Source organism: Nitrospira tepida (assembly GCF_947241125.1).
GTDB classification, from domain to species: domain Bacteria; phylum Nitrospirota; class Nitrospiria; order Nitrospirales; family Nitrospiraceae; genus Nitrospira_G; species Nitrospira_G tepida.
In genome coordinates this window covers 3,772,083-3,795,100 of the sequence record NZ_OX365700.1, presented here as the reverse complement: position 1 = coordinate 3,795,100, position 23,018 = coordinate 3,772,083, and the positions used below count along the sequence as shown (strand labels likewise).

At 62.0% G+C, this 23,018-nt stretch carries 24 protein-coding genes; 10 read left to right on the top strand and 14 right to left on the bottom strand.

The annotated features are described in order from the left end of the window. Positions 1-41: 41 nt before the first annotated feature. From QWI75_RS17945 to QWI75_RS17930, 4 genes are all read right to left on the bottom strand, one after another. The gene (locus QWI75_RS17945) at positions 42-638 is read right to left on the bottom strand and encodes a Tll0287-like domain-containing protein (protein ID WP_289270349.1); all 597 of its coding nucleotides are present in this window, start codon (positions 636-638) and stop codon (positions 42-44) included. Beyond that, entirely contained in the window at positions 635-3,097 is a 2,463-nt protein-coding gene (locus QWI75_RS17940; RefSeq protein WP_289270347.1) for an ATP-binding protein, read from the bottom strand. The genes QWI75_RS17945 and QWI75_RS17940 overlap by 4 nt, the downstream gene beginning before the upstream one ends. Before the next feature lie 6 nt (positions 3,098-3,103). Next, positions 3,104-4,147, bottom strand: coding sequence for an ATP-binding protein (locus QWI75_RS17935; protein WP_289270345.1), 1,044 nt, complete (start codon positions 4,145-4,147; stop codon positions 3,104-3,106). A gap of 106 nt (positions 4,148-4,253) precedes the next feature. Further along, positions 4,254-4,691, bottom strand: coding sequence for a response regulator (locus QWI75_RS17930; RefSeq protein ID WP_289270342.1), 438 nt, complete (start codon positions 4,689-4,691; stop codon positions 4,254-4,256). A 701-nt stretch (positions 4,692-5,392) separates the two neighbouring features. Here QWI75_RS17930 and QWI75_RS17925 point away from each other — a divergent pair. The 8 genes from QWI75_RS17925 (at position 5,393) to QWI75_RS17900 (ending at position 9,147) form a co-directional block, all read left to right on the top strand. Beyond that, the gene (locus QWI75_RS17925) at positions 5,393-5,665 is read left to right on the top strand and encodes a BolA/IbaG family iron-sulfur metabolism protein (protein ID WP_289270340.1); all 273 of its coding nucleotides are present in this window, start codon (positions 5,393-5,395) and stop codon (positions 5,663-5,665) included. Between the two features lie 179 nt (positions 5,666-5,844). Further along, positions 5,845-6,168 (top strand): glutaredoxin family protein, encoded by a 324-nt coding sequence (locus QWI75_RS17920; RefSeq protein WP_289270338.1) that lies wholly within the window; start codon positions 5,845-5,847, stop codon positions 6,166-6,168. Positions 6,169-6,787: 619 nt separating this feature from the next. Further along, positions 6,788-7,471: a hypothetical protein gene (locus QWI75_RS17915; protein WP_289270336.1), complete on the top strand. Its 684-nt coding sequence runs from the start codon at positions 6,788-6,790 to the stop codon at positions 7,469-7,471. Positions 7,472-7,570: 99 nt separating this feature from the next. Beyond that, positions 7,571-7,759 carry a hypothetical protein gene (locus QWI75_RS17910; protein WP_289270335.1) on the top strand — a complete coding sequence of 63 codons (189 nt, stop codon included), beginning with the start codon at positions 7,571-7,573 and terminating at the stop codon, positions 7,757-7,759. A 139-nt stretch (positions 7,760-7,898) separates the two neighbouring features. Next, entirely contained in the window at positions 7,899-8,123 is a 225-nt protein-coding gene (locus QWI75_RS17905) for a DUF433 domain-containing protein (RefSeq protein WP_289270333.1), read from the top strand. Continuing rightward, the gene (locus QWI75_RS22910) at positions 8,120-8,299 is read left to right on the top strand and encodes a DUF5615 family PIN-like protein (protein WP_370693586.1); all 180 of its coding nucleotides are present in this window, start codon (positions 8,120-8,122) and stop codon (positions 8,297-8,299) included. The genes QWI75_RS17905 and QWI75_RS22910 overlap by 4 nt, the downstream gene beginning before the upstream one ends. Before the next feature lie 186 nt (positions 8,300-8,485). Continuing rightward, positions 8,486-8,686 (top strand): DUF5615 family PIN-like protein, encoded by a 201-nt coding sequence (locus QWI75_RS22905; RefSeq protein WP_370693585.1) that lies wholly within the window; start codon positions 8,486-8,488, stop codon positions 8,684-8,686. Further along, entirely contained in the window at positions 8,683-9,147 is a 465-nt protein-coding gene (locus QWI75_RS17900; RefSeq protein WP_289270331.1) for a MauE/DoxX family redox-associated membrane protein, read from the top strand. Before QWI75_RS22905 ends, QWI75_RS17900 begins: the two co-directional genes overlap by 4 nt. Positions 9,148-9,189: 42 nt before the next feature. Here the strand turns inward: QWI75_RS17900 and QWI75_RS17895 are convergent, their stop codons facing one another. The 10 genes from QWI75_RS17895 to QWI75_RS17850 all read right to left on the bottom strand — a co-directional run bounded on the left by QWI75_RS17895 (position 9,190) and on the right by QWI75_RS17850 (position 18,132). Next, positions 9,190-9,441 carry a hypothetical protein gene (locus tag QWI75_RS17895; RefSeq protein ID WP_289270330.1) on the bottom strand — a complete coding sequence of 84 codons (252 nt, stop codon included), beginning with the start codon at positions 9,439-9,441 and terminating at the stop codon, positions 9,190-9,192. Positions 9,442-9,965: 524 nt separating this feature from the next. Next, positions 9,966-10,700 (bottom strand): SDR family NAD(P)-dependent oxidoreductase, encoded by a 735-nt coding sequence (locus QWI75_RS17890; protein ID WP_289270328.1) that lies wholly within the window; start codon positions 10,698-10,700, stop codon positions 9,966-9,968. A 17-nt stretch (positions 10,701-10,717) separates the two neighbouring features. Further along, positions 10,718-11,425, bottom strand: a complete 708-nt coding sequence (locus tag QWI75_RS17885) for a TIGR04282 family arsenosugar biosynthesis glycosyltransferase (protein WP_289270326.1) — start codon at positions 11,423-11,425, stop codon at positions 10,718-10,720. Between the two features lie 87 nt (positions 11,426-11,512). After that, positions 11,513-12,223, bottom strand: coding sequence for a TIGR04283 family arsenosugar biosynthesis glycosyltransferase (locus tag QWI75_RS17880; protein ID WP_289270324.1), 711 nt, complete (start codon positions 12,221-12,223; stop codon positions 11,513-11,515). A gap of 182 nt (positions 12,224-12,405) precedes the next feature. Further along, positions 12,406-12,795 carry a hypothetical protein gene (locus QWI75_RS17875; RefSeq protein WP_289270323.1) on the bottom strand — a complete coding sequence of 130 codons (390 nt, stop codon included), beginning with the start codon at positions 12,793-12,795 and terminating at the stop codon, positions 12,406-12,408. 8 nt (positions 12,796-12,803) lie between these two features. Continuing rightward, a complete protein-coding gene (locus QWI75_RS17870) occupies positions 12,804-13,961 on the bottom strand; it encodes a 2'-deoxycytidine 5'-triphosphate deaminase (protein ID WP_289270321.1) in 1,158 nt (385 codons plus the stop codon). Beyond that, positions 13,958-15,154, bottom strand: a complete 1,197-nt coding sequence (locus tag QWI75_RS17865) for a KamA family radical SAM protein (RefSeq protein WP_289270319.1) — start codon at positions 15,152-15,154, stop codon at positions 13,958-13,960. The genes QWI75_RS17870 and QWI75_RS17865 overlap by 4 nt, the downstream gene beginning before the upstream one ends. 59 nt (positions 15,155-15,213) lie before the next feature. Then, entirely contained in the window at positions 15,214-15,459 is a 246-nt protein-coding gene (locus tag QWI75_RS17860) for a glutaredoxin family protein (protein ID WP_289270318.1), read from the bottom strand. Positions 15,460-15,472: 13 nt separating this feature from the next. After that, positions 15,473-16,927 (bottom strand): hypothetical protein, encoded by a 1,455-nt coding sequence (locus QWI75_RS17855; RefSeq protein WP_370693650.1) that lies wholly within the window; start codon positions 16,925-16,927, stop codon positions 15,473-15,475. Positions 16,928-17,124: 197 nt separating this feature from the next. Beyond that, a complete protein-coding gene (locus tag QWI75_RS17850; RefSeq protein ID WP_289270314.1) occupies positions 17,125-18,132 on the bottom strand; it encodes a sensor domain-containing diguanylate cyclase in 1,008 nt (335 codons plus the stop codon). Positions 18,133-18,295: 163 nt separating this feature from the next. On the opposite strand from QWI75_RS17850, the gene QWI75_RS17845 reads away from it, so the two are divergent. Both QWI75_RS17845 and QWI75_RS17840 read left to right on the top strand, forming a co-directional pair. Next, a complete protein-coding gene (locus QWI75_RS17845) occupies positions 18,296-19,819 on the top strand; it encodes a phosphatidylglycerol lysyltransferase domain-containing protein (protein WP_289270312.1) in 1,524 nt (507 codons plus the stop codon). After that, positions 19,820-22,936 (top strand): ATP-binding protein, encoded by a 3,117-nt coding sequence (locus QWI75_RS17840; RefSeq protein ID WP_289270310.1) that lies wholly within the window; start codon positions 19,820-19,822, stop codon positions 22,934-22,936. It abuts the gene before it with no gap. The last annotated feature ends 82 nt before the right edge of the window (positions 22,937-23,018 follow it).

Here is a 23,018-nt window from a genome sequence, read left to right as displayed (position 1 = left end):
ATTCACGAATCACGATTCACGAATCCCCGCCTGCCGCAGCCTTACTCCACCGGGATGGTGATGGCAATGCCTCCCATGATGTCGCTCATCCTGAAGTCCCGTTTGGGGCTCAAGGGGTGTTGGTTGTGGCAACTGACGCAGGCGGCTGAGACCGCGCGATCGGCATAGATGGCTTGGAAATATCGTTTCTTCCCGCTGGTGACGATGCCGCGATAGGGCTCCGCCGGGTTGTCCGCCAACGTTTCAAGCGCCTTGCGTTCAAATGGGGTGGCGGGACTGTTCTGTTGGTTGATGGGCCAGAGGCTGATCAGCCGGTACCGGATGCCGCTGCCGTTCTCCGCCACGACCTGCCCGGAGTGTTTCAGGAACTGGGCCGGCAAGGGGAGCGTGCCCTCGTTTTCCCAATGCTCGGTCGCCTTGACGATGCCCCGTTCCTGCATCCGGTTGACCACCTGCGCCGTGTAGAATTTGCGGTCCGCCTCGATGATCGCGTGGATGTAATCGGCGACCTTCTCGGGAGAGAGCAAGGGCGGAGGCGTCTCATCCTTGTTCTTGGGAGGGGCCGACAGCGCGCCCGTCGCGAACATGCCGAAGAGCGCCAGGCAGCCCCAGAGCGTGAATGTGGTGATCTTCGTCATCCTTTTCCCTCCGTTCGGGCTGCGTCCTGCGGGATCGGAAAGGTGATGATGCAGGACGCGCCCTGTCCGGGCGTGCTTTCCATGCGGATATGGCCGCCGTTCTTCATGAGCAGGCGGCGCGCGATCGTGAGGCCCAGCCCGCTGCCCTGTCCCTGTTGCTTGGTCGTGAAGAAGGGATCAAAAATTTTCAGGAGGTGCGATTTCGAAATCCCCGGTCCCGAATCCTGGATGGTGATTTGGAGGAGCACCGGTCCCTGCTCGGCGGTGATTGTGAGGCGTCCCTTGCCCTTCATGGCCTGGGCGGCGTTCAGGATGACATTGACGAAGGCTTGCAACAGTTCCTCTCCCACCGCGTTGATCGGCGGGAGCGACCCGTACCGCTTCTCGACCTCGATCTCCCACCCTCCCATGGATTGCTGAACGAGCCGGAGCGCGCTGTCGAGCAGCCGGGCCAGATCGACCGAGCATCGCCGGTCCCCTGTGTCCGCCCGCGTGACCCCCGCAAAGTCGCGGATGATGCCGGCCATCCGCTTGCCATGCTGGACGATGTCCTTGGCATATTGCTTGATCTGCTCCGAGTCGGGCTCGTGTTGAATCGCTTCCCCCAACCCGAGAATGCCGAAGAGCGGATTGTTCAGTTCGTGTCCGATGCCGGCCGTCAGCACGCCCAGGCTGCCTTTCTTCTCCGCCTCGATGAGTTGCTCCTGCAGGCGGCTTTCGTCGGTGGCGTTTCTCAACACCAGGCCGAGCCGGGCCTCCTCGCCGGGCCTGGCCGGCAATGAAAACCATTCGTAGCGGTACACGGCGTTCCCGACCTGGAGTTCCCGGCGGTCCGCCTCATCATCGCCGCCGCCGGGGGCGAGCGGGTCTCGCGCCAGGGCGGTCCGGGTGGCCGGCGTCCGGCGTTCGCGTCCCTGGCCGTTGCCGAGGATCGCCAGTTCCCGCTTCAATCGGTCACGCGCGCCGGCCGGCAGGTGCAGCAGGTCGTAGAGGTTGCCGGACTCCTGGTTGGCCTCCTGGAGGTCGAAGGCCTCTCGGGAGGCCCGGTTCATGTAGTGAACCGCGCCTTGGTGATCCACCATGAAGATCGGCGAGGGGACGGCGTCCAGGATCTGGTCGGTGGATTGCTCCAGAATGCGGACCTCCTGGCTCTTGAGTTCGACCTGGCTGGTCAGGCCGGCAAAGGCCCGTTCGAGTTGGCTGTTCATGCGGTTGATTTCCTCGGCCAGCTCTTCCAGTTCGTCTCCGGTCTTGACGGCGATCGGCTCCCGCAGCTCGCCGCGGCCGATGGCGCGCGCGGCCGATTGCAGCTTGCGGACGGGGGTGACGATGCGGCCGGCGGCAAACGAGCCGAGCGCGGCGAGCAGGACCACGGCCAGGGACCCGAAGACGGACATCCAGGTGAACAAATGCTGGATCGGCGCGAACAGCTCCTCCGAGGATTGCCAGACGAAGGTGTGCCAGGCGCCTTCGTCGATGGCGCCGTTGGTCGCCCGGCTGGTTTCCGGCAGCGGAGAAAACCCGATGATCGATTTGGACGTCCCGCCGTGCCCGTCGCTCGATGCCTGCACCCACCCCGGCTCGCGCGGAGTGACCAGCGGGATCAAGTCGGGATCGGCAAGGCGCACGCCGGTCGGCAGGATCGGGCAGCTCATCACGATGCCCCGGCTGTCGATGAGCATGACGTGGCCGGTCTTGCCGAACCGGATCGGATGGGTGGAGGGGGAAAAGAAGGCTTTCGCGTCGATCACCCGATGGAGCACGCCCACGGCTTCATATCGGAGGCTGTCCATGATGGGCAGCGAAATGCTGAACACATAGGTGTCGGATCGTTCGTCGAAATACAGGTCCTGGATGAAGAGTTGTCCGACCCCGTTGTTATACGCGCCCTTCCACCAGGCGTAGTGCCCGTTGTCATAAGGAGGTTTGGCGGTGAGGGCCGCGACCAGGTGCCCGTCGAGGTCGGTGATATAGAGCATCTGGGTCGCGGCCCGGACGACATGCGGGAGCATCTGATCCAGTTCGGTGCTGGAGCCGCTGTAGTACTCCCGCAACAGGCGCGCGAGCGGATTGTCGGTGATGGCTTTGACCGTCACCGGGTCTTTGGCTTCCCATTTTTCGCGCTTCTGGGCGGCGCGGCGCTGGCGTTCCGTTTCGGGCAGGTCGTGCCGGGCATCCCGTTGCCGTTCCATTTCGAGCACGATGACCGGATCGGCGGCAATCCGGGACGTGCGCGCGACCTCTTCTCCGACGAGCAGATCAAGTTTTCTGGCCGCTTCGATGGCCAAGGCCTTGAAACTCTCGCCGCTGACCTCGCGAATTTCCCGCGAACCCTGAAAAAAAGCCAGCAGCAGGCCGGTGAGCAGCGGAACCACGCCCACCAACAACATGGAGACGATGAGCTTGCCTTTCAACCCCCATCGGGAGGGGCGAACAGGCGGCGAGCCGGCAGTCGTCATGGGGCGCTAGCCGACGGGTTTGGCGATCGGCAGCCGGAGCAGGAAGGTCGTGCCCGTTCCCACTTCGCTTTCGACCGCGATCGTGCCTTCCAGCTTCTTGAGTATGGCGTTGACATTATACAATCCCAGGCCGGTGCCTTTCCCAGGCGCCTTGGTGGTGTAGAACGGCTCGAAAATCCGCTCCAGCGCCTCGCGGGGAATGCCGCAGCCCGTATCGGTCACCCCGATCTCCAGCCAGGCGTCGCGCTCGCTCGTTCGAAGGGTCAAGGTGCCCCGGCCTTCCATGGCCTGAATGGCGTTGGTGATGAGATTGACGAACATGTGCAGGATGTCGTCGGGGTTGCCCTGGACGGTGGCGTGGACGGCTCCGTAGGCTTTCTGCACGACGATGTCCTGGAAGAGCAGGGCATAGCGCCCGATCTTGACGGCCTCGTCGAGCTTGGCGTGTACGTCCACAGGGGCCGTTCCCTGGTCGTCCGCGCGCCGGGCGTAGCGCGTCAGATCCGAGCAGATGCGGCTGGTGCGTTTGACCGCGTCGATGATGTCCCGGGCATGTTGCCGGACGACCGCCGGGTCGGTTTGCTCCATCAGGTCTTCCGCGAGCCCCAGGATGAGGTAGAGCGGGTTATTGATGTCGTGGGCGATGCCCGCGGCAAAGGAGCCGATGGCCGCCAGCTTGTCGGTGTGCGACACCTCGGCCTGGAGCTGCGACTCGTGCTGCATCAGGTGCCAGAGCAGCTTGGAGGCGGCCCCGGTCAGTGTTTCCGTTCCCGGTGATTTGTGTTGGGCGATGATCCGCGGCAGGGCCGGGTCGCCGGTGACATCGATGATCAAGTTGATGCCGTGGTTGCCGATGAAGTCCGTCACATGCTGGCTGACGGGAATGTTCAGATCGAGCGCTCGGCGCAGCCCCGGCGCGTTCGGGTTCTTGTCGGCCACGCCGCAGATCTGCACCCCCGGGAGCTGACTCAACACTTCCAAGAGCCGCGAGCCGCCCTTTCCCGCGCCGAGGATGGCAACCTTCATCTGCTCGTAGTTCGGGCTACCCATGATACCCCCTGTGACCGGCCGGCGTGGTTAAGCCCGGAACATTCCCACACCATGCGAGGAGCGGGGTGCTCCTCGCAGGAGGGGAATCCGACAAGGGAGTGCCACGTTACAAAGAGGCGACTTCGCGCTGCTCCATCGCGCGAGCCACGGCGGCTTTGAGCTTCTCGCCTTCTACCGGTTTCACGAGATAGTCCACGATCCCGCCGTCGCGCAGGAACGTCGCGGCCATCTCGGTGTCCGGGAATCCGGTCAGGACGATGATGGGGACGCGCTTGTAGTTCTTCCGGAAGTAGGCGATGGCCTCCACGCCGTTGATCTTCGGCATGCGGATGTCGCAGACCAGGACATCGAGCATCAGGCGGTTTTCGCCTGTGTTGATGATTTCAATGGCCTTCTCGCCGTTCTCGGCTTCGAGCACGTCGTAGCCGGCCTTTTGCAAGGTCATCCGGACGACCTTTCTGATATCCGGCTCATCATCCACGACTAACACGCGACCATTCCCGGTTGACGCTCCGAACAACGCATCCGATCGTTTCTCCGTCATGGCTCCCCTCCTTGTGTGAGTGACGTTCATGGCATCCTGCCGCTGATCTTCATCATGCCCCGCTCGTGAAACCCGAGGCTTCAAGACCAGTTCCTTGAGCAACATCAGTGCCGAGTCCAGTTCAGCGCGACGGGCCTGAAATCCGCGGGAATGATAGAGTGCGCTGAGATAAGCCTGCCGTCGCATGGTTGAAATCCACCAATCGGAGATGAGATGCACCACCAGCTCAACATGGGTCGACTCGTCTCTCGTTCGATAAATAAACGGGTCACCAGAGTTTGGTAACCATCCAATAGGTCGCGAGTCCGATCAACATGGCGGCCATTGGCAATGTGTAGGTCATGAACATCATCGTCGTTCCCTTTCCGATACGATGTGAACTACGGCTCGGCAGTACCGCAAGCTTCATACCAAGATAGAGCCGGCAAGACGGAAATGGGTTCATTTCATGAGAATGATTGAAGTCTCAAGCACATAGCAAATTTGAGGCGACCAATGGACCGGCGCGGAGGGGTCCAAAGGATTCTAGGGTGTATCGACTTCGATACGGTGCCGAGACAATCGGATAAACCAATCGAATAAACATGGGAGCGGTGGAATGGTTATCAGGGGCACGGGTGGCAGGGCCGTTGAGATTCGAGGATGGTTACGGTAAGGTCAGCGCAGCAACCCTGCGGGAATGTTGAAGGAAATGAAATGAAATGATTACGACCCAGACCTTGACCGACTATGTCCGCAGGGCGATGCCCGATGCGACCGTGACGGTCACGGATAAGACCGGAACGATGGATCACCTGATCGTGCGGATCGTCTCCCGGCATTTTGCGGGAAAGAATCTGTTGGATCGGCACCGGATGGTCTACCAGGCGCTGGATGCGCCGCTCAAGGACGGCCGCATCCATGCGTTGGAATTGACCGCCGCCACGCCGGAGGAGATAGGAGGGACAGAACAGATTGGGAAGGGAATCACGTGAGGTGTTTCTCCGGCGGCGATCCATGAAAGTAGAGGAATGGAAACACGCGCAAGGGGCTTCTCCGCCGGCTCAGTTACGAAAGCACAATGAATAGCCGGCGGTTCAAGCGTAGCTTGGTATAGAGGGGCTACGCCCGATGAGCCGCCGATTCAACCAAAGGTTGGTATGGAGGGATAGATATGGCAGACCCCATTCAAGAAGAAATCGAGCGCGAGATCAAAGCCCATAAGATCTTGGTGTACGGCAAGGGCACCAAGCAGTTCCCCATGTGCGGGTTCACGCGGGAGACCATGCAATTCTTCGACAGGTACGGGTACCCCTATGAAGTCATCGATGTGCTGCAAAATCCCGCGAAGCGCGAAGCCCTCAGCAGGATGACCAACTGGCCGACCCTCCCCAAGGTCTTCATCGACGGACAGTTCTATGGGGATACGGATATTTTGGACCCAATGGAGAAGAAGGGCGAGATCGAGCCGCTGCTGAAGAAGGCGTTCGGAAAGTAAGAAACGAATCAGCAGAGACAGTTTGAGGAGGGCGCCTGCCAAACTCTCCTGCTCGCGAAACGCGCACGATCGGAATGTGCTCGTTCGACGCGCGCAATCGAGAGTTCGGCAGACGCCCTCCTTTTTTGTCCGGCATCGGACTCGGGGTGAGGACATGGGCGCCTCTCGTGTTCTCGTGCTCGCAGATCCCGCGCTTCAAGAAATAGTGTCGTCTCGGCTGACGAACGGCGCGCGGGTGCGGTCGCGCCATCATGCGAAATAGACAGACGGCCGTCGGATGCGTTTGCCCTTTCCTCGCCTGCTCCTCTAAGGCTGCGGCGTTCTGCCGCAATGCCGTCGCACGCGATACGTTGCTTTCTTACCGCATAGGCAGCGTCCGCAATGGCGCGATCACACCGCGCATCCGTTCCATCCGAGATTGGGGAGACGAAGCGGCTCGATGGGGTGGGGACGACGGCGGCGCGGTAAGCGCTTGAGGCTCACCGCGCCGGGCGCCGTTCTACCATCTACGGCTTTCGAAGTTCGGGATTAGGGGTAGGAGATGATATGTGTGTTTGGTGTGCGCGAATCTGGCAGCACATTCGCTTGTGCCGGTAACCTGAAGCAGAATTAGCGTTACATGACGCAAGAAAGAACAGTGAATCTTGTGACTATCGGGATTCAGTTGAAGTTGCTTAAAAACTTCCTGAATTGTGTTTCTGTAGAGGCAGACCGTGAACTCAGCTCAATCGAAGAGCGGAGGCTGGCTGGTGAGTTCCAATCGCTCGGAGACTTTGAGCAGGCCGTCGACTATCCGATTGCGCGAATCGAGATTGCGGCACGCGCGATCGCTTACGAGTTAGTTGCGCTTGTTGAGGGCGAGTTACACCGACTCGCCCACGGTCCGTGGCTAAACTCTACTGTTCACAAGGGTCCAAAGAACATTCAAGAGCTGTTAGACGTAAACCCAGAGACACTGACGAAGCTGAGAATGGTGTCTGACTTACCATTCGATGAGATCGTGAAGCTGATAGAAACATCCATTGGCTTCAGTCTTTGCAATGTCGAGGGCTGGAATGAGATACGAGTCTTACGGAATGCCGTCAACTCACTCAAGCATCGGAGAGGGCTAAAGCATCCGCGTGAAATCGACTGGCGGAGCAAGGATTGCGTCGTTCCACAGCGTTACAGGATTAGCCGCGAAGAGACTGTTGAGATGATCAACACGGTTGATCGGTTCTTCAGAGCTCTCAAAGGCGTTCTGGGGATACCTCTCAAACAACTCGAACTAAGTCCTATTGAACAGGAGAAATCCAGTTCGTAGTGTAGCGATTTCCACTTCTGGTAAAGGCGTGGGGATCTATCGTCCAGTCCGGTGAGTCAAGAGATACCAAGAGTCCTTTCGGCACGAAGGAGCCTTACCATGACGGGAAGACTTACAGGGAGGGTGGCGCCGGTGACCGGCGGGTCATGCAGCATCGGGGCGGCCATTGCCGGGCGGCTCGCGGCCAAGACGGTTCAGACCTTCGGACGACTGGAAGATCTCGTGCTGGGGCTCACCTTGTGGCGAATCGCTGAACAGCCAGTAGTGTCTGTCTCGCACCCAATCTAAGGCACGGAGCGTCGATCTGAGTAGCCTTCCACTGGCGGCTTAGTCTCATCGCCCCAAATCTTGTCAGCCATGGTCCTGGATGGCTTGATCTGGTACACTGCCTCCCGGTCGGTCTGATTGATCCAGAAAGGTCCACCACATGGCCGAACTCGTCGAACGCATTACGGTGAATCCTGAGCAGTGTGGGGGGCGACCCTGCATTCGCGGAATGCGGATTCGTGTGGTCGATGTCCTCGATCTGCTGGCCGCAGGACTCACCCAACAGCAGGTTCTCGAAGAGTTGCCGGCCCTCGAACCGGAAGATATTTCGGCCTGCCTGCGATTTGCCAGTAGCCGGCTCAACCATCCGATCCTTGCGGCGTGAAGATCTGGATCGACGCGCAAATCTCATCCGTTATCGCCCGATGGCTCAGCGCGACGTATGGCGTCGAAGCCGTACCGGTGAGGAACCTGGGACTACGCAGTGCGAAAGATCGCGATATCTTCTACGCCGCCCGGGATGCGGGGGCGATTGTCCTGACTAACCCACATTATTCATGAGCACTTCTACTGCAACCACCGATACGCCGCTGCGACAAGTTGGCATGCAGCTTCGCGGCATGCCAACGGGCGGGCTCGCCCTTCGCGGCCTCAACGTACTGTTTCAAGTACGCTTCGGCCTCTCGGGGCTCCACGCGCCCGTCTCACTTGGCGTCTTGGTGGTTTCGTCACGAACCGTCATGAATAATGTGGGCTAAAGATCGTGACTTGGTCGACCTGGTCGTGCAACAGGGTTCGCCGCCGCAGATACTCTGGATCACCTGCGGGAACACATCCAATGCAAGGCTGAAGGTTATTCTCTCGCTGGCTTGGTCTACCGCCGAGAGGCTTCTCAGGGCTGGCGAAAAGGTCATTGAGGTCAGTGACACAGTCACGCAGCGACGATGAGGAAGATTCCTCATACGCTCTCGCGAATTGATACGGATACGAAGCGGGATTCTCGGCAGATCGGGTTGCAGTGGGTGCTCCGGGCGGTGCTCGGCGGCATTCTCCTTGCCTCGGCGCTGGGGAAGTCGCTCGATCTGTCCGGGTTCGTGGAGGTGCTCGTCTCCTATCGCGCCTTTCCCGACTGGTCGCTCTGGCCGATCGCGCTCTTCATCACGACGATCGAATGGGTGCTGGGCCTCTGGGTCCTGTCCGGACGCCACTTGTCAAGAGCCGCGCTGGCGACCGTGCTGCTGAACGGCGTCTATGCCGTCTGGATGGCCATCTCGCTTGCCCGTGGGCTCGACCTGCCCAATTGCGGCTGTTACGGCGTCTACTTTCCCCAGCCGTTGCGCTGGTATTCCCCGCTCGAGGATCTCGTGCTGGTGGCGCTGGGGCTCATCTTGTGGCGGCTCGCCAAATGACCCGAACGGAAGCACGAATGCATCGGAGGTCTCTTTACTCGGCTAACTGCCGATGGAGTCACCGGCTGCTTGGAGGCGGGCGAGTTCGTGTCTGCCTGTGTCGGTCACCGAGTAGATTCGGGTTTCCTGATCATGCCGGATGCAGCCCTGAACGATGAGTTCGGCAAGGTATCGATCGATCTCAATGCTGCCGGCCTCGATGTGTCTCCATTCCTCCTTGCTGATGGCGCCGCCACGGTCGTCGAGTAGTTTCAGGATCTTCATCCTGATCTGATTGTTCATCTCCAGGGGCATGGGACCCTCTCCTTTCCATTTCATTCATTCCCTGCCGAGACGATCCTCTGCGCGAGAATATGGGCCAGGGGAGGATCGGGATGACTTGTCACGCAAGCGATAGCCGAAACCCTAGCAGATTTGCTGAGATGTGGTAGAGGAGAGAGACTGTAGCCGCGTGGCCGAATGGATCGGTCAGAAGTGCCCTAGGCTATGGCTCTGTGTGGTGGGGAACAGCGCTCCCAGGCGGGGTGTTCGGACTTTGTTCATCTGCGCGCGTGGAGGGAGCACCTTCCGAGGTGCGGCCTCTGCGAGCAGGCAGGCCATACTGCCTCGCTACCCCCTTCTTGACGCTCCGCGACCGGCATTTTCTTTCATCAGCCTTCCCAGCAGGGTGCGCAGGCCTGTCTCAACTGCGCGCATCCCGACCCGTTGCAATAGGTGAGCAACAGGTCCCCCGGCACCGCCCTTCACCAGAAATTATGATGGTCGTGTGGGTGCGCGGTCTGCGAGTGAAGAGACAGACCTGCTGCGCCCTGCCCCCCTTATATTCCCCAGGCCCCGCTGATCTGCAGATTCGCACCGTTGACGTACCGGGCTTCGTCCGAGAGGAGGTAGCGCACGGCGGCTGTGATGTCGCCGACCTGGCCGATGTAGCCGGCGGGAATCCGTTTGGTCATGCCGGCCAGTTCCTCCGGCGGGGCGCTGCCGGAGTCGATGAAGCCCGGCGAGACGGCGTTGACGGTGATCCCGTGCGGCGCCAGCAGCTTGGCGAGCGTACGGGTGAGGATCAGGACCCCGGCCTTGGCGATATAGTGGGCCGTCACGTCCGGCTGCGACACCATCTGGTCGGCGTTGGCCATGCTGAACGTGACGATCCGCCCGCTTTTGCGCTGGATCATGCCTGGCACGGCTGCCTGCGCCACATAGAACAGGGAATGGAGGTTGCCGGCGAACATGTCATTCCAGCCCTGCGGCGTCTCGTCGAACAGCTTGATCCGGTGATAGGGACCGGCGCAGTGGATCAACGCATCGATCCTGCCCCAGCGCTGCTCCACCTCCTGCACGAACCTCCGCGCCGCCTCGACCTGCGCCACATCGGCTTGGAGCAAAAAGGCCTGGCCGCCGCGCTTGACGATCTCGTCGCAGGTGGCCTTCGCCGCTTGTTCGCTGTTGCGATAACAGATGGCCACCTGCCAGCCCTGCGAAGCCAGTTCCAGCGCGATGTCCCTTCCGATGCCCTTGGCTCCTCCCGGGATGGCGGCGACTTTTGCTGACATGGAAACTCCTCCGTGACTTATTGTGCGCGGGCCTGTAACCGTTGGCCGATCAATTGCAACGCGCCGGCGGTCCGCGCGGAGAACTGCCGTTGCGGTTTAGGCCGTCGCTCGTCTTGTTTCGCTTCCTGAATGATGAATCGGAGATCCTCGATCGTATCAGCGTCCCGCCAAGATTGGAGCTGCCCCACCGAGAGCCCGGCCGCTTCGGCGCGGGCCAGCGTGGCCTTCAGCGCCTCAGCGGTGGACCAGGGGATCCGATCAAATAATTCGGGCGCCGGCTGCGTGAGCCCCAACAGATAATAGCCTCCGTCCAGGGCCGGGCCCAGCACGACCGGATGGCGGTCCAGTTGTGCGAGCGCGTCCCGATAGGTCGAGAGTGGGAGCGACGGGAGGTCCGTGCCGACGATCAGCAGGCGGCGATAGCCCTCGGCAAACAGGGTTGACGCGGCCTGGTCCATTCTGGCTCCGAGATCGTCTCCCACCTGATCGATCAGCCGGACTCCATGGCGCTCGCCGAGAATTTTGAAGAACGCATGAGCGGCCGAGGGCGCGCAGGCCAGGATGCGATCGAGAGACAGCTTCTGCTGCTGGATCGCCGCCTTGCTCCGCTCCAAACTGTCGAGCACGAAGCTGCCGTGAAGACTGGCCGCCTCATCGGGGGTGAGCGGCGGGCAGAGCCTCGTCTTGACCTGGCCTGCGATGGGAGCTTTGGCGAAGAGAACCAACGCGGCCTCCGCGCGGCGCGATGAGGTGGTATGACGAGATGATCCGCTCGATCCTGTGCGCGGCGGTAGCGTCATGGATGATGCCGTTCAGCGAACGGGCCGGTAGTAACGGGCCAGCCGGTGCGGACTCACGCCCAGCCAATACAACAGCCGGAGGCCCCACATCCTTACAATAGTCCGGATCGGACCGCAATGGGCCCAGCGGCGATAGGAGGTCACGACTTGGGCGCGAAGGGATGCCACCTTCCCCATGTGTTTCAGCCGGCGGCTGAGCTCGAGGTCTTCCATGAGCGGGATCGCGGCGAACCCTCCGAGGGAGCGGAATGTCTCGCTTCGGAGGAACAGCGCCTGATCGCCGGTCATCATGCCGGTCCAGCGCGAGCGCAGGTTCATCATCCGGGCGATGGTGCGGCTCAGCAACGTGTCGCGGTCGAAGCGGACGTCGAACCGTCCCGCCACGACTGAGGGATCGGCGAGGGCCTTTGTGATCTCGCGCCGGGCGTCGCTCGGCAGGAGCGTGTCTGCGTGGAGAAACAACAGCACCTTACCCTGCGCCGCCGCGGCGCCGGCGTTCAGTTGGCCGGCGCGGCCGGCGAGCGCCTCGATGATCGTCAGGGAGCATGGACCGTGATGGGGCGAACGGGTTGCGACAGCCGCTTGCGCCCGTTCGATGGTGCCGTCGGTGCTGCCGCCGTCTACGAGGATCAATTCGTCAAAGCCGAGCGAGAGGGTGTGGGGAAGGGTGACGGCCAGGGCCTGCGCTTCATTCAGCACGGGCATGACCACGGTGATGGTCATGTTGTGTTCGGCAGGACGTTGAAAAAGCCCGCCAGCTTTGTTCTCGCGACGCTCAGAAACTCGACATACCGAAAAGAGTATGCCTCGTTTCTTTGCTTGCTGCGGCCGCGCTGGACGGTCTTTTTGAACATCCTGCTGGAGCCTGCTTTTATCCGTGGTCTCTAGCGATCCAGGGCTATTATCTATTCCCCTGGGGTGCTCGTCTTGAACATGAAATAGGAGACGAGGATGACGGTCCCCCAGAAGATGACCTGCTTGTGCCAGAACAGCACCTCGCCGAAGTGGAAGAAGGCCAGGCCGGCGGTGATTGCGCCGCCCATGACCAGATAGCGCACGGTGACGTTTTCGACGGTGGCGTTGGCCCAAATCGCGAGCCCGCCGAAATAGAGCAGGATCGGCTTGACGTCGATTTCGAACCCGCCGCTGATGGAGAGCAGCACGGTCAAGAAGCCGAGGAACATCAGGGCCGTCCCGATCATCAGCCCGATCACGTTCTGGTGCTCGGGCACGCGCCGCGGTTTCTTGGGGCCGGATGTCTGGCGTCCGCCGTCCGGCGGTGAATCGTCCGTCATCGAAATCGTTAGACCTTAAAATGTTTGCTCAGGGTCAGGGTTTGGCGCTGATAGGAAGAGCCCAGGGCCATGCCGTAGACGTGACTGGGGGCGTTGAGCATCCTGTCATATACAACCTTGAAGAAGGTTTGTCCATCGTGGATCAGGAAGGGCACGTCGTGCGGCCGGACTTCCAGCACCACTTGCGTGCCGAGCACCTCGCCCTTGCCGCCGTAGCCGAATCCCGGGTCGAAGAACCCGGCATAATGCGTCCGCAGCTCACCGCAGGCGGCCTCATAGGCGACCATCTCCGCCGCATAACCGGGGGGAACCCGGACCCGTTCCTTCGAGGCCAGGATGTAGAACTCCTCCGGCTCCAGCAACAGGCTGCCTTCCTTCCGGCGCTTGATCGGCTCCCAAAAATCCACGGCGCGATAGTGGCCGACTTTGGAAAGGTCGATCACGTGGCTGTTCTTCTTGGCCCGATAGCCGATGATCGGCTGATCGTCCCGCTCCACGCCCTTTAAGTCGATGCGCAGAAACAGGCCACGGTCCAGCCGCAGCTCGCGAGGGCCGAGCGGCGTGGCGGAGGCGAGGTTGTGGTAGACCAGCGGGTCTGCTCGATGTTGCTGCAGCAGTTGTGCGTCGGACATCGTGACCCGGCCTTGCACAAAGCGGATCTGATTGAGGGATTGGCCGGTCTTGACCTTGATCGTGAACGAGCGCGGCACGACTTCGAGGTATAGCGGGCCGCGATAGCCGGCGCGGATTTCATCGTAGCCGGTATTCAGGTCGGTGACGACCCTGGTGAAAATATCAAGGCGGCCGGTCGTGCTCTTGGGGTTGGCTCTGGCCCGCAGCGTGGGAGGCAGGTTAAGCCGCTCCAGCAAGGGCACGAGATACACGTGCCCCTTCTCCAGGATCGCCCCCTCCGTGAGGTCCATCTCGTACATCACGAGGTCGGACTGGTAGAAATCCAGCACGTTCAGGCGGCTGGTGATCTCCGTCTGCTCGGGAAGGAAGCTGGCCAGCAGGCGGTAGGCCTTGGCGCCCAAGCGGAGGTCCAGACTCGCCGGCTGGACCTGCCGATCTTCGATCGGCAGGGCGGCGGTGATGGCGCCCCTCGCCATGAGCTGCCTGATCTGCTGATAGGGGAGAATGCCGGACTGGCGAGCTCTGGTCGTCACAGGTCGTCGTAATCCCCCCCGCAACTGTTTCCCCAGGCGGCAAAACCGTCGAGTTTGCCGGTATGGCTGTCTCCGCAAGAGGCGTAGCCGTCCCGCGTGGAGGAGGATGCGGCATAGGCGCCCACCATCGGCAGTTCTCGCTTCCCGTTGGCGGAAGGTTGCGGGTAGTGGAAGGTCTTCTGCTCGTAGTTTTGCAGGACGACCCCGTCCTCATCCATGTGCACCAGATAGTCGGACGGGAGCACGGGAATCTTGCCGCCTCCGCCCGGCGCGTCGATGACGAAGTGGGGGACCGCCATGCCGCTTGTATGGCCTTGGAGCGCCTTGATGATCTGCATGCCGGTTTCCACGGTGGTCCTGAAGTGATTGGTGCCTTTGGTCAGGTCGGCCTGATAGAGGTAATAGGGCTTCACGCGGGCCAGAAGCAACTGGTGCATCAGCCGTTTCATGACCTCGGGATCGTCGTTCACGCCCTTGAGCAGCACCGTCTGGGCGCCCAGGGGAATCCCCGCGTCGGCCAACAGGCCGCAGGCCCGCTTGACTTCGGGGGTCAGCTCGTCAGGATGGTTGAAATGGAGGTTCATGTAAAACGGATGATACTTCTTAAGCATCTCGCAGAGCCTGGGCGTGATCCGTTCCGGCAAGGTGCCGGGCACGCGCGAACCGATCCGGATCAGCTCCAGATGCGGAATCGTCCGCAGCGCTTTCAGGATGCGCTCGAGCAGATGGTCCGGCAGCAGCAGCGGATCGCCGCCTGAGAGGATGACGTCCCGGACTTCCGTATGGTCCCGCAGGTAGGCGATGGCCCGATCCAACTCGCCTTTCTTGAGGAACCCGGGTTTGCCCACGAGCCGCTTGCGCGTGCAGAAGCGGCAGTAGATCGGGCACTGGTTGGTCACCATCAGGAGCACCCGGTCCGGATACCGGTGGACCAGATGCGGCACCGGACTCATCAGGTCCTCTTCGAGCGGATCATCCTCCGCCTCCGCGTCGGCCAGCTCGACCGTATCGGGAACGACCTGTTTCCAGATCGCGTCCCCCTTTTCCTTGATCGTGGCCAGCACCGTCGGCGTGATGCGCATCGGGTAAGGCCCGACGACGGCCTCGAGTTCCTCGGCATCCAGACCGAACCGTTCGGCGAGCTGCTTCGGCTTGACCAGGCTGTCAGCGAGAATGCGTCTCCACTCTTCCACGACGGCTCCTTTGGCTCAGATGCATCGCCTGCTCGCGCGGGGTTGCGGCCGGTCGATCTTCATGGTCCGGTGGTCGCGCGCAGCCGATCGAGATACGCCACAATCTCATCCGTCTCGGTCAACACGGTTTCCCCGTCCTTGAGGACCGGCACGAAATACTGTCCGGAAACCTCGAACACCTGCTTTCGCATCGGTCGGAAATCCGGCACCACGACGCTCTCGTAGGGCAGTCCCAGAGAGTCGAGTTTATCCCGAACCTCGATACAGTCCGGACACCAGTGGACGTGGTAGAGCGTCAGAGCCATTGAAAACCCTCTTTTACGTGACGGGGGCGACGGCGCAGGGCACCATGACGGCGTCCTGCATCCCGTGAATGACTTTTTTCTCCGCCGGGGTGACGGTGGCGAGGATTCCGCCCAACTCGGCCCGTCCCTCCACCACGAAGTAGTAGGGACACAGGCGAGCCCGCCCCGTCATGGATCGGATCTCGCCGCTGTCGGAGTCCTGATAGGTGACGTGGCCGGACCGACTCTTGTGAAACACCTGGAGGACATGCGGAGTCTGTGGAAACGAGGCCATCGCGCGATCGAGCGCCGCTTCCCACTCTGCCTGCGGGAGGTCGTGCCCCACCGAGACGCCGCGGCTGCCCCAGGCCTGTTCGGAAAATCCCGACGGCTTCAGGACATACCGGCGTTCCTTTTGCCCTGCCTTGGCCAGCGATCGCCAATCGGCCAGCGGCCGCCCGCCGAGGATGAGATTGGGAATCACGGCGGTCGGCGGGATCGGACTGGGGTCCAGGACCCAGGTCTGGGGCATCAGCGATTGGAGCGATCGATAGAGGTCCTCCCCCAACTCCCGCTCCCAGAACGGCGTCAGCAGGGGATGGTGCAACAGCGCGAAGGCCAATTTTTCCTCCAGGGCCGGCTTGAACGGAGGCGTCACCTCCACCAGGTCCTTCTTGGCTCCGTACATGAGCAGCTCGACCTTGGGAATGTTCTTCAGGTCGAATAATTCAAAGAAGCGGTAGACCGCGGCCACCGGGCGCTCTTCCGCCCCGATCTGCGCGCGAAACCCTTCCTCGGTAAACCGAAGGTCGCGCGGATGGATGCAGGTTGTGTCCAATCCTCCCGCTCGCAGCCGGTCGGCCGCCCACTCCATTTCCGGACGGTACTCCTTCGCCTCATCCGAGACAACGATGGCCACGATCCCGGTTCGTGCGCCGATCTGATGCCGCAGCATGTCGCCAAACCGGCCGATCATGCCGGACGCGCCGCCGATCCAATTCCATTCGCGCGGCGCCGCCTCCTCATAGAAGCGCGTCAGCGCCGCGGTCACGCCGATGCCGCCGGGGACCGAGTCGAGCTCCGTGATGACCATGCCGTGATCCGTCGGCAGCACATCCGGTCGGATGACGGCGGGTAGAGCTTGGCGGAACCGATTCATCCTGCTGTAGACCACCAGGGATTCGGGCTTGCCCTGATCGAGATAGGATGCCACCCACGGGGGCTGCGAGCCCCTCACGCTCTCGAAGTAGAGGCGATTGAGGGCTCGGTAGAACGACAGCAGGCGTCCGCCGAGATCGGAGAAAAACGCCAGGTCATCCGGGGTCAGCCAAAACGGCGTCGTTGCAACTCTCCAGTGCGAGGTGAAACCCGTCGCCTCTCCGTTCGAGGATGAGACGGACCACAAGCCTGCGCGGATCAGTTGGCGGCGAATTGCGGAGCAGCGATGGGAGGCAGCGTCCGTGGCTGGCTGCTCCGGCCAATGGTGCACGAGTGCCAATGCGAGGTCTCCCGCGGAGTCTCCCCTTGGGTTCGGATGCTGAGGTCCCGGCGAATCATGCGGATCAGACTGCCTCAGTGATAAGCCGACTGGAAGTCATCGTAGCATGGCACCGGCGGGCACTCAAGGGGATGGGAGCGCAGCACGCGAGGAGAACGCGCCCGGTGTGCCGCGTTCGATCGCGCCGGCTACCGCCCAGTCCGATCGCTGAGCCGCTTCGCCTCGGCGACACGGATGCAATTCTTCCCGGCGGTTTTCGCCGCGTAGACGGCCGCGTCCGCCGCCGCCAGCAGATCGGCGGCGCTCACCGCATGGAGCGGGTAGGCGGCGACGCCGATGCTCCAGCTCAGCCTGTGGGCCGACCGATCCAACGGGGCCAGTTCGGGCAGGGAAGACAGGGTTGTCACGCGATGGCGCAGCAGTTCGGCCACGACCAGCGCGCCCGGCAGATCGGTGTTCGGCAGAATCAAGGCGAACTCCTCGCCGCCGTATCGGGCCGCCACGTCGCTGGCGCGGCGGACCCGCCTCCCGTCGCCGGCCCGGTACTGGCCGTCGAGCAGGCCTCCGATCTCGCGCAAGACCTGATCTCCGGTGGCATGGCCGAACGAGTCGTTGATCACCTTAAAGTCGTCGAGGTCGAGAAAGAGGAGCGAGACGGACGAACCGGTGCGCTGGGCCTGAGCGATCAAGGAGGAGAGCAGGGATTGGAAATACGAGTGGTTGTACAGGCCGGTCAGCCCGTCGCGCGTGGACCGGTCGTGCAGTTGCTGGTTGACCTCCACGAGATCGCGGTTGGTCTGCTTCAATTGTCGGATGAGCAGTTGGTGCTCGCGCTCCTGCCGTTTGAGGGCCGTGATGTCGGTGATCGTCTCCACGACATGCGCCTGCCCGTCGCTGGTCTCCACTCTGGCCCATTGAACCAATAGGTGCTGGTCGTCGGACAACGGCACTTCGCTGGCGGTCAGGGCGCCGGTGGCGACAGCTTCCGGCATCCTGCAGAACGAGCAGGGGGCCGCGCAGTTGGCGATGGCTTCGTAACAGGTGCGCGCGGAGAGGTCGCCGAACTTCTCCCGGGAGGTCTTGTTTTGGAACACGACCCGGTGCGTGGCCGGCGCGATCACGGAGATGATGGTCGGCTGGGAATCGAGCAGGCTACCTGGATCGTACTGGTGCTTAGGTGATTGGTTCCCGTCCATGCCGGTGCTTGCGGAAAGACCGTGGCTCACGGCAGTATTTCAGCCGGAGGACCGGCGGTCAAGAAAACCCGCGTTTGGGGCGGGGTCCAAGCGGTTGCGCGAAACATTAGGAGCTTCTTGGAAACGGTGCTACAATTGGCCTCCGCTTCATCGGATGCGTCTTATGGCTCCCTCATCCAGCGTGGAACCGCGGGCCGGCGAACTGATTCAGATCGAACGGATCGGACAGTATGTGCCAAGCCGGGTCTGTCTCGCCTGCGAGGTCTGCTGCCGCTTCCCCGAGGCCGACAGTTTCTTGCGGCCCTATTTCACCGGCGATGAGATCCGGGCCGCCGTCGGTCGTGGGCTTTCGCCCTCTGCCTTCGGCGATCACGCCGGCTGCCAGATCGAGGTGCAGCCCCATCCGGCCGGCGAGGGCTATGTCTGTCCGGCCTTCGACGCGGCGACGCACCATTGCCGGATCTATGAGGTCCGGCCGTTGGATTGCCGGCTCTATCCCTTGGCCGTGATGTGGGACCAGGCTCACCGGGAAATCCTACTGGGGTGGGACATGAAGTGTCCCTTTCTCTTCGACAGCCAGGCCCTCCTTCCGGAACAGGCCGCGTTCCGCGAGCATGTGGCCGAGACGGCCCGCTACCTCGAGCAGGAAGCGGTGCTGGCGATGTTCGAGCGGCACCCGTCGTTAGTGACCCGGTTTCAGGAAGACGTGGTCGTGCTGCAATCCCTGCCGGCCTTGACCGCGAGGCTGTCCGTTTCCCGGCGGGACCTGCCCATCAAGCCCTTAGAGCTGGCCGATCGCCGTCGCTTCGAGACGGCGGCTCGGGCGACCCGCCTTCCGCCGGAGGTTCTGCCCTCGGCGTGGCTGTTCGCGAACCATTACCTCTGGCGTGAGTTGCTGAACTATTGCTGGGCGGAGGTGGACGGCTCCCTCTGTTTGTTTGCCGAATCCCCCGATGGCATCTTCATGCCGGCGCCGCCGCTTGGAGCAGGCTCCGGTCCGAACAGGACCCTGATCGCGACGCTCTTCTCCTGGATGAACCGGCGCAATGGCCACTCCGCGGTGACCCGCATCGAATCGGTTCCGGCTTCATGGAAAGCCGAGCTGGAAGCCTGGGGCTATCGAGTCGTCTCGAAAGAGCCGGAATATCTCTACCGGGCGAGCGATCTGGTCGACCTCCAGGGCGACGCCTATAAGTCGCAGCGCGCATCCTACAATCAGTTTTGCCGTGCCCATCAGCAGGCCACCATGGCTCCCTATCAATCCACGGATGCGCCGGACTGCATGGCCCTCTGCCAAGAATGGCAGGACTGTAAGTCGCGCCAGGCCCAAGATGAATCAGCCCGATATTGCCTGGAGGACAGCCGCCGCTTCCACATGAGGTTGCTGGCGGATGCGGAACCGTTGGGTCTAACCGGCCATGTGGTGTGGATCGATGGCCGTATCCGCGCCTATACCTTCGGCGGTGCCTTGGCCAAAGAGGTCTGGTGCGTGCTGGCTGAAATTACCGACCGATCCATGCCCGGATTGGCGGAGTATGTCTTTCGGGAAAGCGTTCGCGCGGCGCTTGCACAGGGCTATCGGTTCATCAATACGATGGACGCGTTCGGCTTGCCGAGCCTGGCGCGATCCAAGCAGGCCTATCATCCGATCCATCTGGTCCAAACCTCCATCGTGCAAGAGCCGTAAATGCCGCTGCTCAAACAGTCAGAGACCTCGCCGCCCAAGCCCTACCGATGGCTCCTCTTTCTGATCATTGCCTTGGCCGTGGTGGCCTTGACGACCGTCACGCTGGGGCTCCGGTATGTGGAGTCACGGCTGGTCGAAACCGCCGGGGAAAGTCTCGCGTTGGCCGCCGCCGAGATCACCGACAAGCTCGATCGTCTGTTGTTCGAGCGATATGGCGATGTCGGCATCACGGCGCGTGTCCTCAGCACCAGAATGGGCGATCGGGCCTATATGAACGACTATATTGAGTGGATGAGACGGTCCTACAGCCCGGTCTATACCTGGCTGGGCGTGACCGATGCCCATGGACGGGTCATTGCCGCCACCGATCCCAAGACGGTCGGGTTGGAATACGGAAAGGCGGATTGGTTCCGAATCAGCCGCGACCAAAAACGGATTCACGTCGGAGAGGTGACGGCTCATCAGGAGATCCAGGGGCAGGAAGCCGGCTCCCTTACCGCGCCCATTATCGGACCTAAGGGAGAATTCTTGGGGGTGGTGACCGGCCGCATCGGGGTCAGTATGTTGGAAGACCTGCTGACCCGCACGCTTCGGGCGATGGAGGCGAACGAGGATTTCTCCGGGACGCTCGAATATCAATTCATGTCCCGTTCCGGAGACGTGTTCATCGATTCGGGGACCCACCATGCCCCCATCAATCTTCGGGAGAAGGGACTCCCTTCGGCGCTCCTGAGCCTGATGGGAAAGCCGGGCTATGTGCAGGAGGAGCATCTGCGGCGGCACGTGCCGGTCGTGACCGGGTATGCGCAGACCCAGGGGTTCGGAGAATTCAAAGGCTATGGCTGGTCCATTCTGTTGCGGAGAGACCGCAGCGACATTTTGACGCCGATTCATGGCGTGCTCTGGAAGCTGGGCCTGGCGAGCGCGGCGGTCGGGTTGCCGGCGCTCGGCCTGCTCTTCTGGTCCGCCCGGCGGCTCCAGCGGGAATGTGTCCAGGCCCGATATGAGAGCCAGTGCGCGCGCGCCGCCGAGTCCGCGCTCCTCCAGGGCCAACAGCGCGTCAAGGCCGTGGTGGATACGGCGTTGGATGCCGTGATCAGCATGGACGCCGACGGCCTGGTCACGGAGTGGAATACCCAGGCGGTCCGGCTGTTTGGCTGGACCCGCGCCGAGGCGATGGGACGGCAGCTCGCCGAGACGATCATTCCCCCCCAATATCGGGAGTTGTATCAGCAAGGGTTGCATCGGTTTCTCACGACGGGCGAGGGCGCCTTTCTGAACAAGCGGGTCGAAACCACGGCTTGTCGGAAAAACGGGCGGGAGTTTCCGGTCGAGCTGACCGTTTCCCCGTCCTTGATCGGGCATACGCACATCTTCAGCGTGTTCGTGCGCGACATCACCGAGCGCCGGCGGACCGAACAACGGCTGGCCGCACAGTTTGCCATCACGCAGATTCTGGCGGAAGCCAAGTCGATCCAGGACATTTGTCCGAGGATCCTCCAGGCCATCTGCGACCATTTGGGATGGTCGGTCGGCGTCTGGTGGATGCTGGACAAGCCGAATCAACGGCTCAACTGTTTCGACATTCGTGTGTCGGCGCCGGGTATTGCGGAAGAATTCGTCGGGGAGACGTGGCGGCTGGGGTTCACCGTCGGCAACGGCCTGCCCGGGCGCATCTGGGCGGCCGGCAAGCCGGCCTGGATCTCGGACGTCACGACAGATCCCAACTTTCCCCGCCGGTCCTCCGCATTCCAGGCCGGTCTGCACGGGGCCTTCGGGTTCCCCATCCGGGTCGGCAATGAGATCCACGGCGTGATCGAGCTGTATGCGGTCGAAGTGCGCGAGCCGGACGAGGAACTGCTGAAGATGGCGGCGGATTTCGGATTCCGCATTGGACAATTGATCGAGCGGCTGCGGGCCGAGGAGGCGCTCCGGCAGACGGAAGAGCAGTTGCGGCAGAGCCAGAAAATGGAGGCGGTGGGCCGGCTGGCGGGAGGCATCGCGCATGACTTCAACAACCTGCTGACGGTCATCCGGGGGTATTGCGAACTCATCATCAGCCGCTTGCAGCCGGACGATCCCATGCGCAAAGAGGTCGAAGAGGTGAAGAAGGCGGGAGACCGGGCCGCGGGACTCACGCATCAGCTTCTGGCCTTCAGCCGGCGCCAATTTGTCTCCACCAAGGTCCTGGACCTGAACGAAGTGATCTCCGGCATGGACGGCATGTTGCGCCGCTTGATCGGGGAAGATCTCGTCGAACTCGGCACGGTGCTCGCCCCCTCGCTCGGCAAGATCAAGGCCGATCCGACGCAGATCGAGCAGGTCATCATGAACCTGGCGGTCAACTCGCACGATGCCATGCCGGACGGCGGCAAACTCACGGTTTCGACTGCCAATGTGACGATCGACAAGCGGCACCGCCTTGCCCCCGTCATGCTGGAGCCGGGCGCCTATGTGCTTTTGACCATCCAGGACACCGGTTGCGGCATGGACCCCGAGATTCGGTCGCATATCTTCGAGCCCTTTTTTACGACGAAGGAAAAGGGCAAGGGCACGGGACTCGGTCTTTCGACCGTCTACGGCATCGTGAAGCAGACCGGCGGGCATATCGAGGTGGACAGCATGCCGGGCGAAGGGGCGACCTTCCGAATCTATTTTCCGCGCGTGGAGGAGGCGGATTCGGTCGCCGAATCAAACGGCGGGCTGCAGTCGGAGGTGCGCGGAAAGGAGACCGTGCTGGTGGTGGAGGACGAACCGGCCGTCCGCTACCTCGTCCAGGAGACATTGCGGATGCACGGCTATTCGGTGCTGCTGGCCCGGCACGGCATCGAGGCCCTCTTGACCGGGGCCAAGCATCTCGGTCCGATCCACCTGCTGCTGACAGATGTCGTCATGCCCCAAATGAGCGGACCGGAGGTGGCGGAGAAGCTCTGCTTGGCCCGCCCGGAGATGAAGGTGCTCTACATGTCCGGGTATCCCGACCATCCGGTGTTTGCCAAGGGAGGGGTGCGGGCTAATGCCACGCTCCTTCAGAAGCCGTTCGCCCCCCAGGAGCTGGCGCAGAAGGTCCGGGAAGTATTGGATCGGCCTGCTCTCGCCGCCAAAGCCATCGCCTGACCGCCGGCCGTTCTGCTCGCTCTCCTCGCTCCTGTCTCCTCGCTCTTGGCGGTGGCGCCAACTCCCTTGATCTTCCCGCTGT

Excerpts from the sequence above, each read along its gene's own strand:
- QWI75_RS17860 (WP_289270318.1), bottom strand. The coding sequence starts at position 15,459 with ATGGCTCTGACGCTCTACCACGTCCACTGGTGTCCGGACTGTATCGAG.
- QWI75_RS17935 (WP_289270345.1), bottom strand. The coding sequence starts at position 4,147 with ATGGGTAGCCCGAACTACGAGCAGATGAAGGTTGCCATCCTCGGCGCG.
- QWI75_RS17900 (WP_289270331.1), top strand. The coding sequence starts at position 8,683 with ATGAGGAAGATTCCTCATACGCTCTCGCGAATTGATACGGATACGAAG.
- QWI75_RS17840 (WP_289270310.1), top strand. The coding sequence starts at position 19,820 with ATGCCGCTGCTCAAACAGTCAGAGACCTCGCCGCCCAAGCCCTACCGA.
- QWI75_RS17940 (WP_289270347.1), bottom strand. The coding sequence starts at position 3,097 with ATGACGACTGCCGGCTCGCCGCCTGTTCGCCCCTCCCGATGGGGGTTG.
- QWI75_RS17925 (WP_289270340.1), top strand. The coding sequence starts at position 5,393 with ATGATTACGACCCAGACCTTGACCGACTATGTCCGCAGGGCGATGCCC.
- QWI75_RS17890 (WP_289270328.1), bottom strand. The coding sequence starts at position 10,700 with ATGTCAGCAAAAGTCGCCGCCATCCCGGGAGGAGCCAAGGGCATCGGA.
- QWI75_RS17910 (WP_289270335.1), top strand. The coding sequence starts at position 7,571 with ATGACGGGAAGACTTACAGGGAGGGTGGCGCCGGTGACCGGCGGGTCA.
- QWI75_RS17945 (WP_289270349.1), bottom strand. The coding sequence starts at position 638 with ATGACGAAGATCACCACATTCACGCTCTGGGGCTGCCTGGCGCTCTTC.
- QWI75_RS17915 (WP_289270336.1), top strand. The coding sequence starts at position 6,788 with ATGACGCAAGAAAGAACAGTGAATCTTGTGACTATCGGGATTCAGTTG.
- QWI75_RS17845 (WP_289270312.1), top strand. The coding sequence starts at position 18,296 with ATGGCTCCCTCATCCAGCGTGGAACCGCGGGCCGGCGAACTGATTCAG.
- QWI75_RS17905 (WP_289270333.1), top strand. The coding sequence starts at position 7,899 with ATGGCCGAACTCGTCGAACGCATTACGGTGAATCCTGAGCAGTGTGGG.
- QWI75_RS17875 (WP_289270323.1), bottom strand. The coding sequence starts at position 12,795 with ATGACGGACGATTCACCGCCGGACGGCGGACGCCAGACATCCGGCCCC.
- QWI75_RS17880 (WP_289270324.1), bottom strand. The coding sequence starts at position 12,223 with ATGACCATCACCGTGGTCATGCCCGTGCTGAATGAAGCGCAGGCCCTG.
- QWI75_RS17920 (WP_289270338.1), top strand. The coding sequence starts at position 5,845 with ATGGCAGACCCCATTCAAGAAGAAATCGAGCGCGAGATCAAAGCCCAT.
- QWI75_RS17895 (WP_289270330.1), bottom strand. The coding sequence starts at position 9,441 with ATGCCCCTGGAGATGAACAATCAGATCAGGATGAAGATCCTGAAACTA.
- QWI75_RS17930 (WP_289270342.1), bottom strand. The coding sequence starts at position 4,691 with ATGACGGAGAAACGATCGGATGCGTTGTTCGGAGCGTCAACCGGGAAT.
- QWI75_RS17850 (WP_289270314.1), bottom strand. The coding sequence starts at position 18,132 with ATGGACGGGAACCAATCACCTAAGCACCAGTACGATCCAGGTAGCCTG.
- QWI75_RS22905 (WP_370693585.1), top strand. The coding sequence starts at position 8,486 with ATGTGGGCTAAAGATCGTGACTTGGTCGACCTGGTCGTGCAACAGGGT.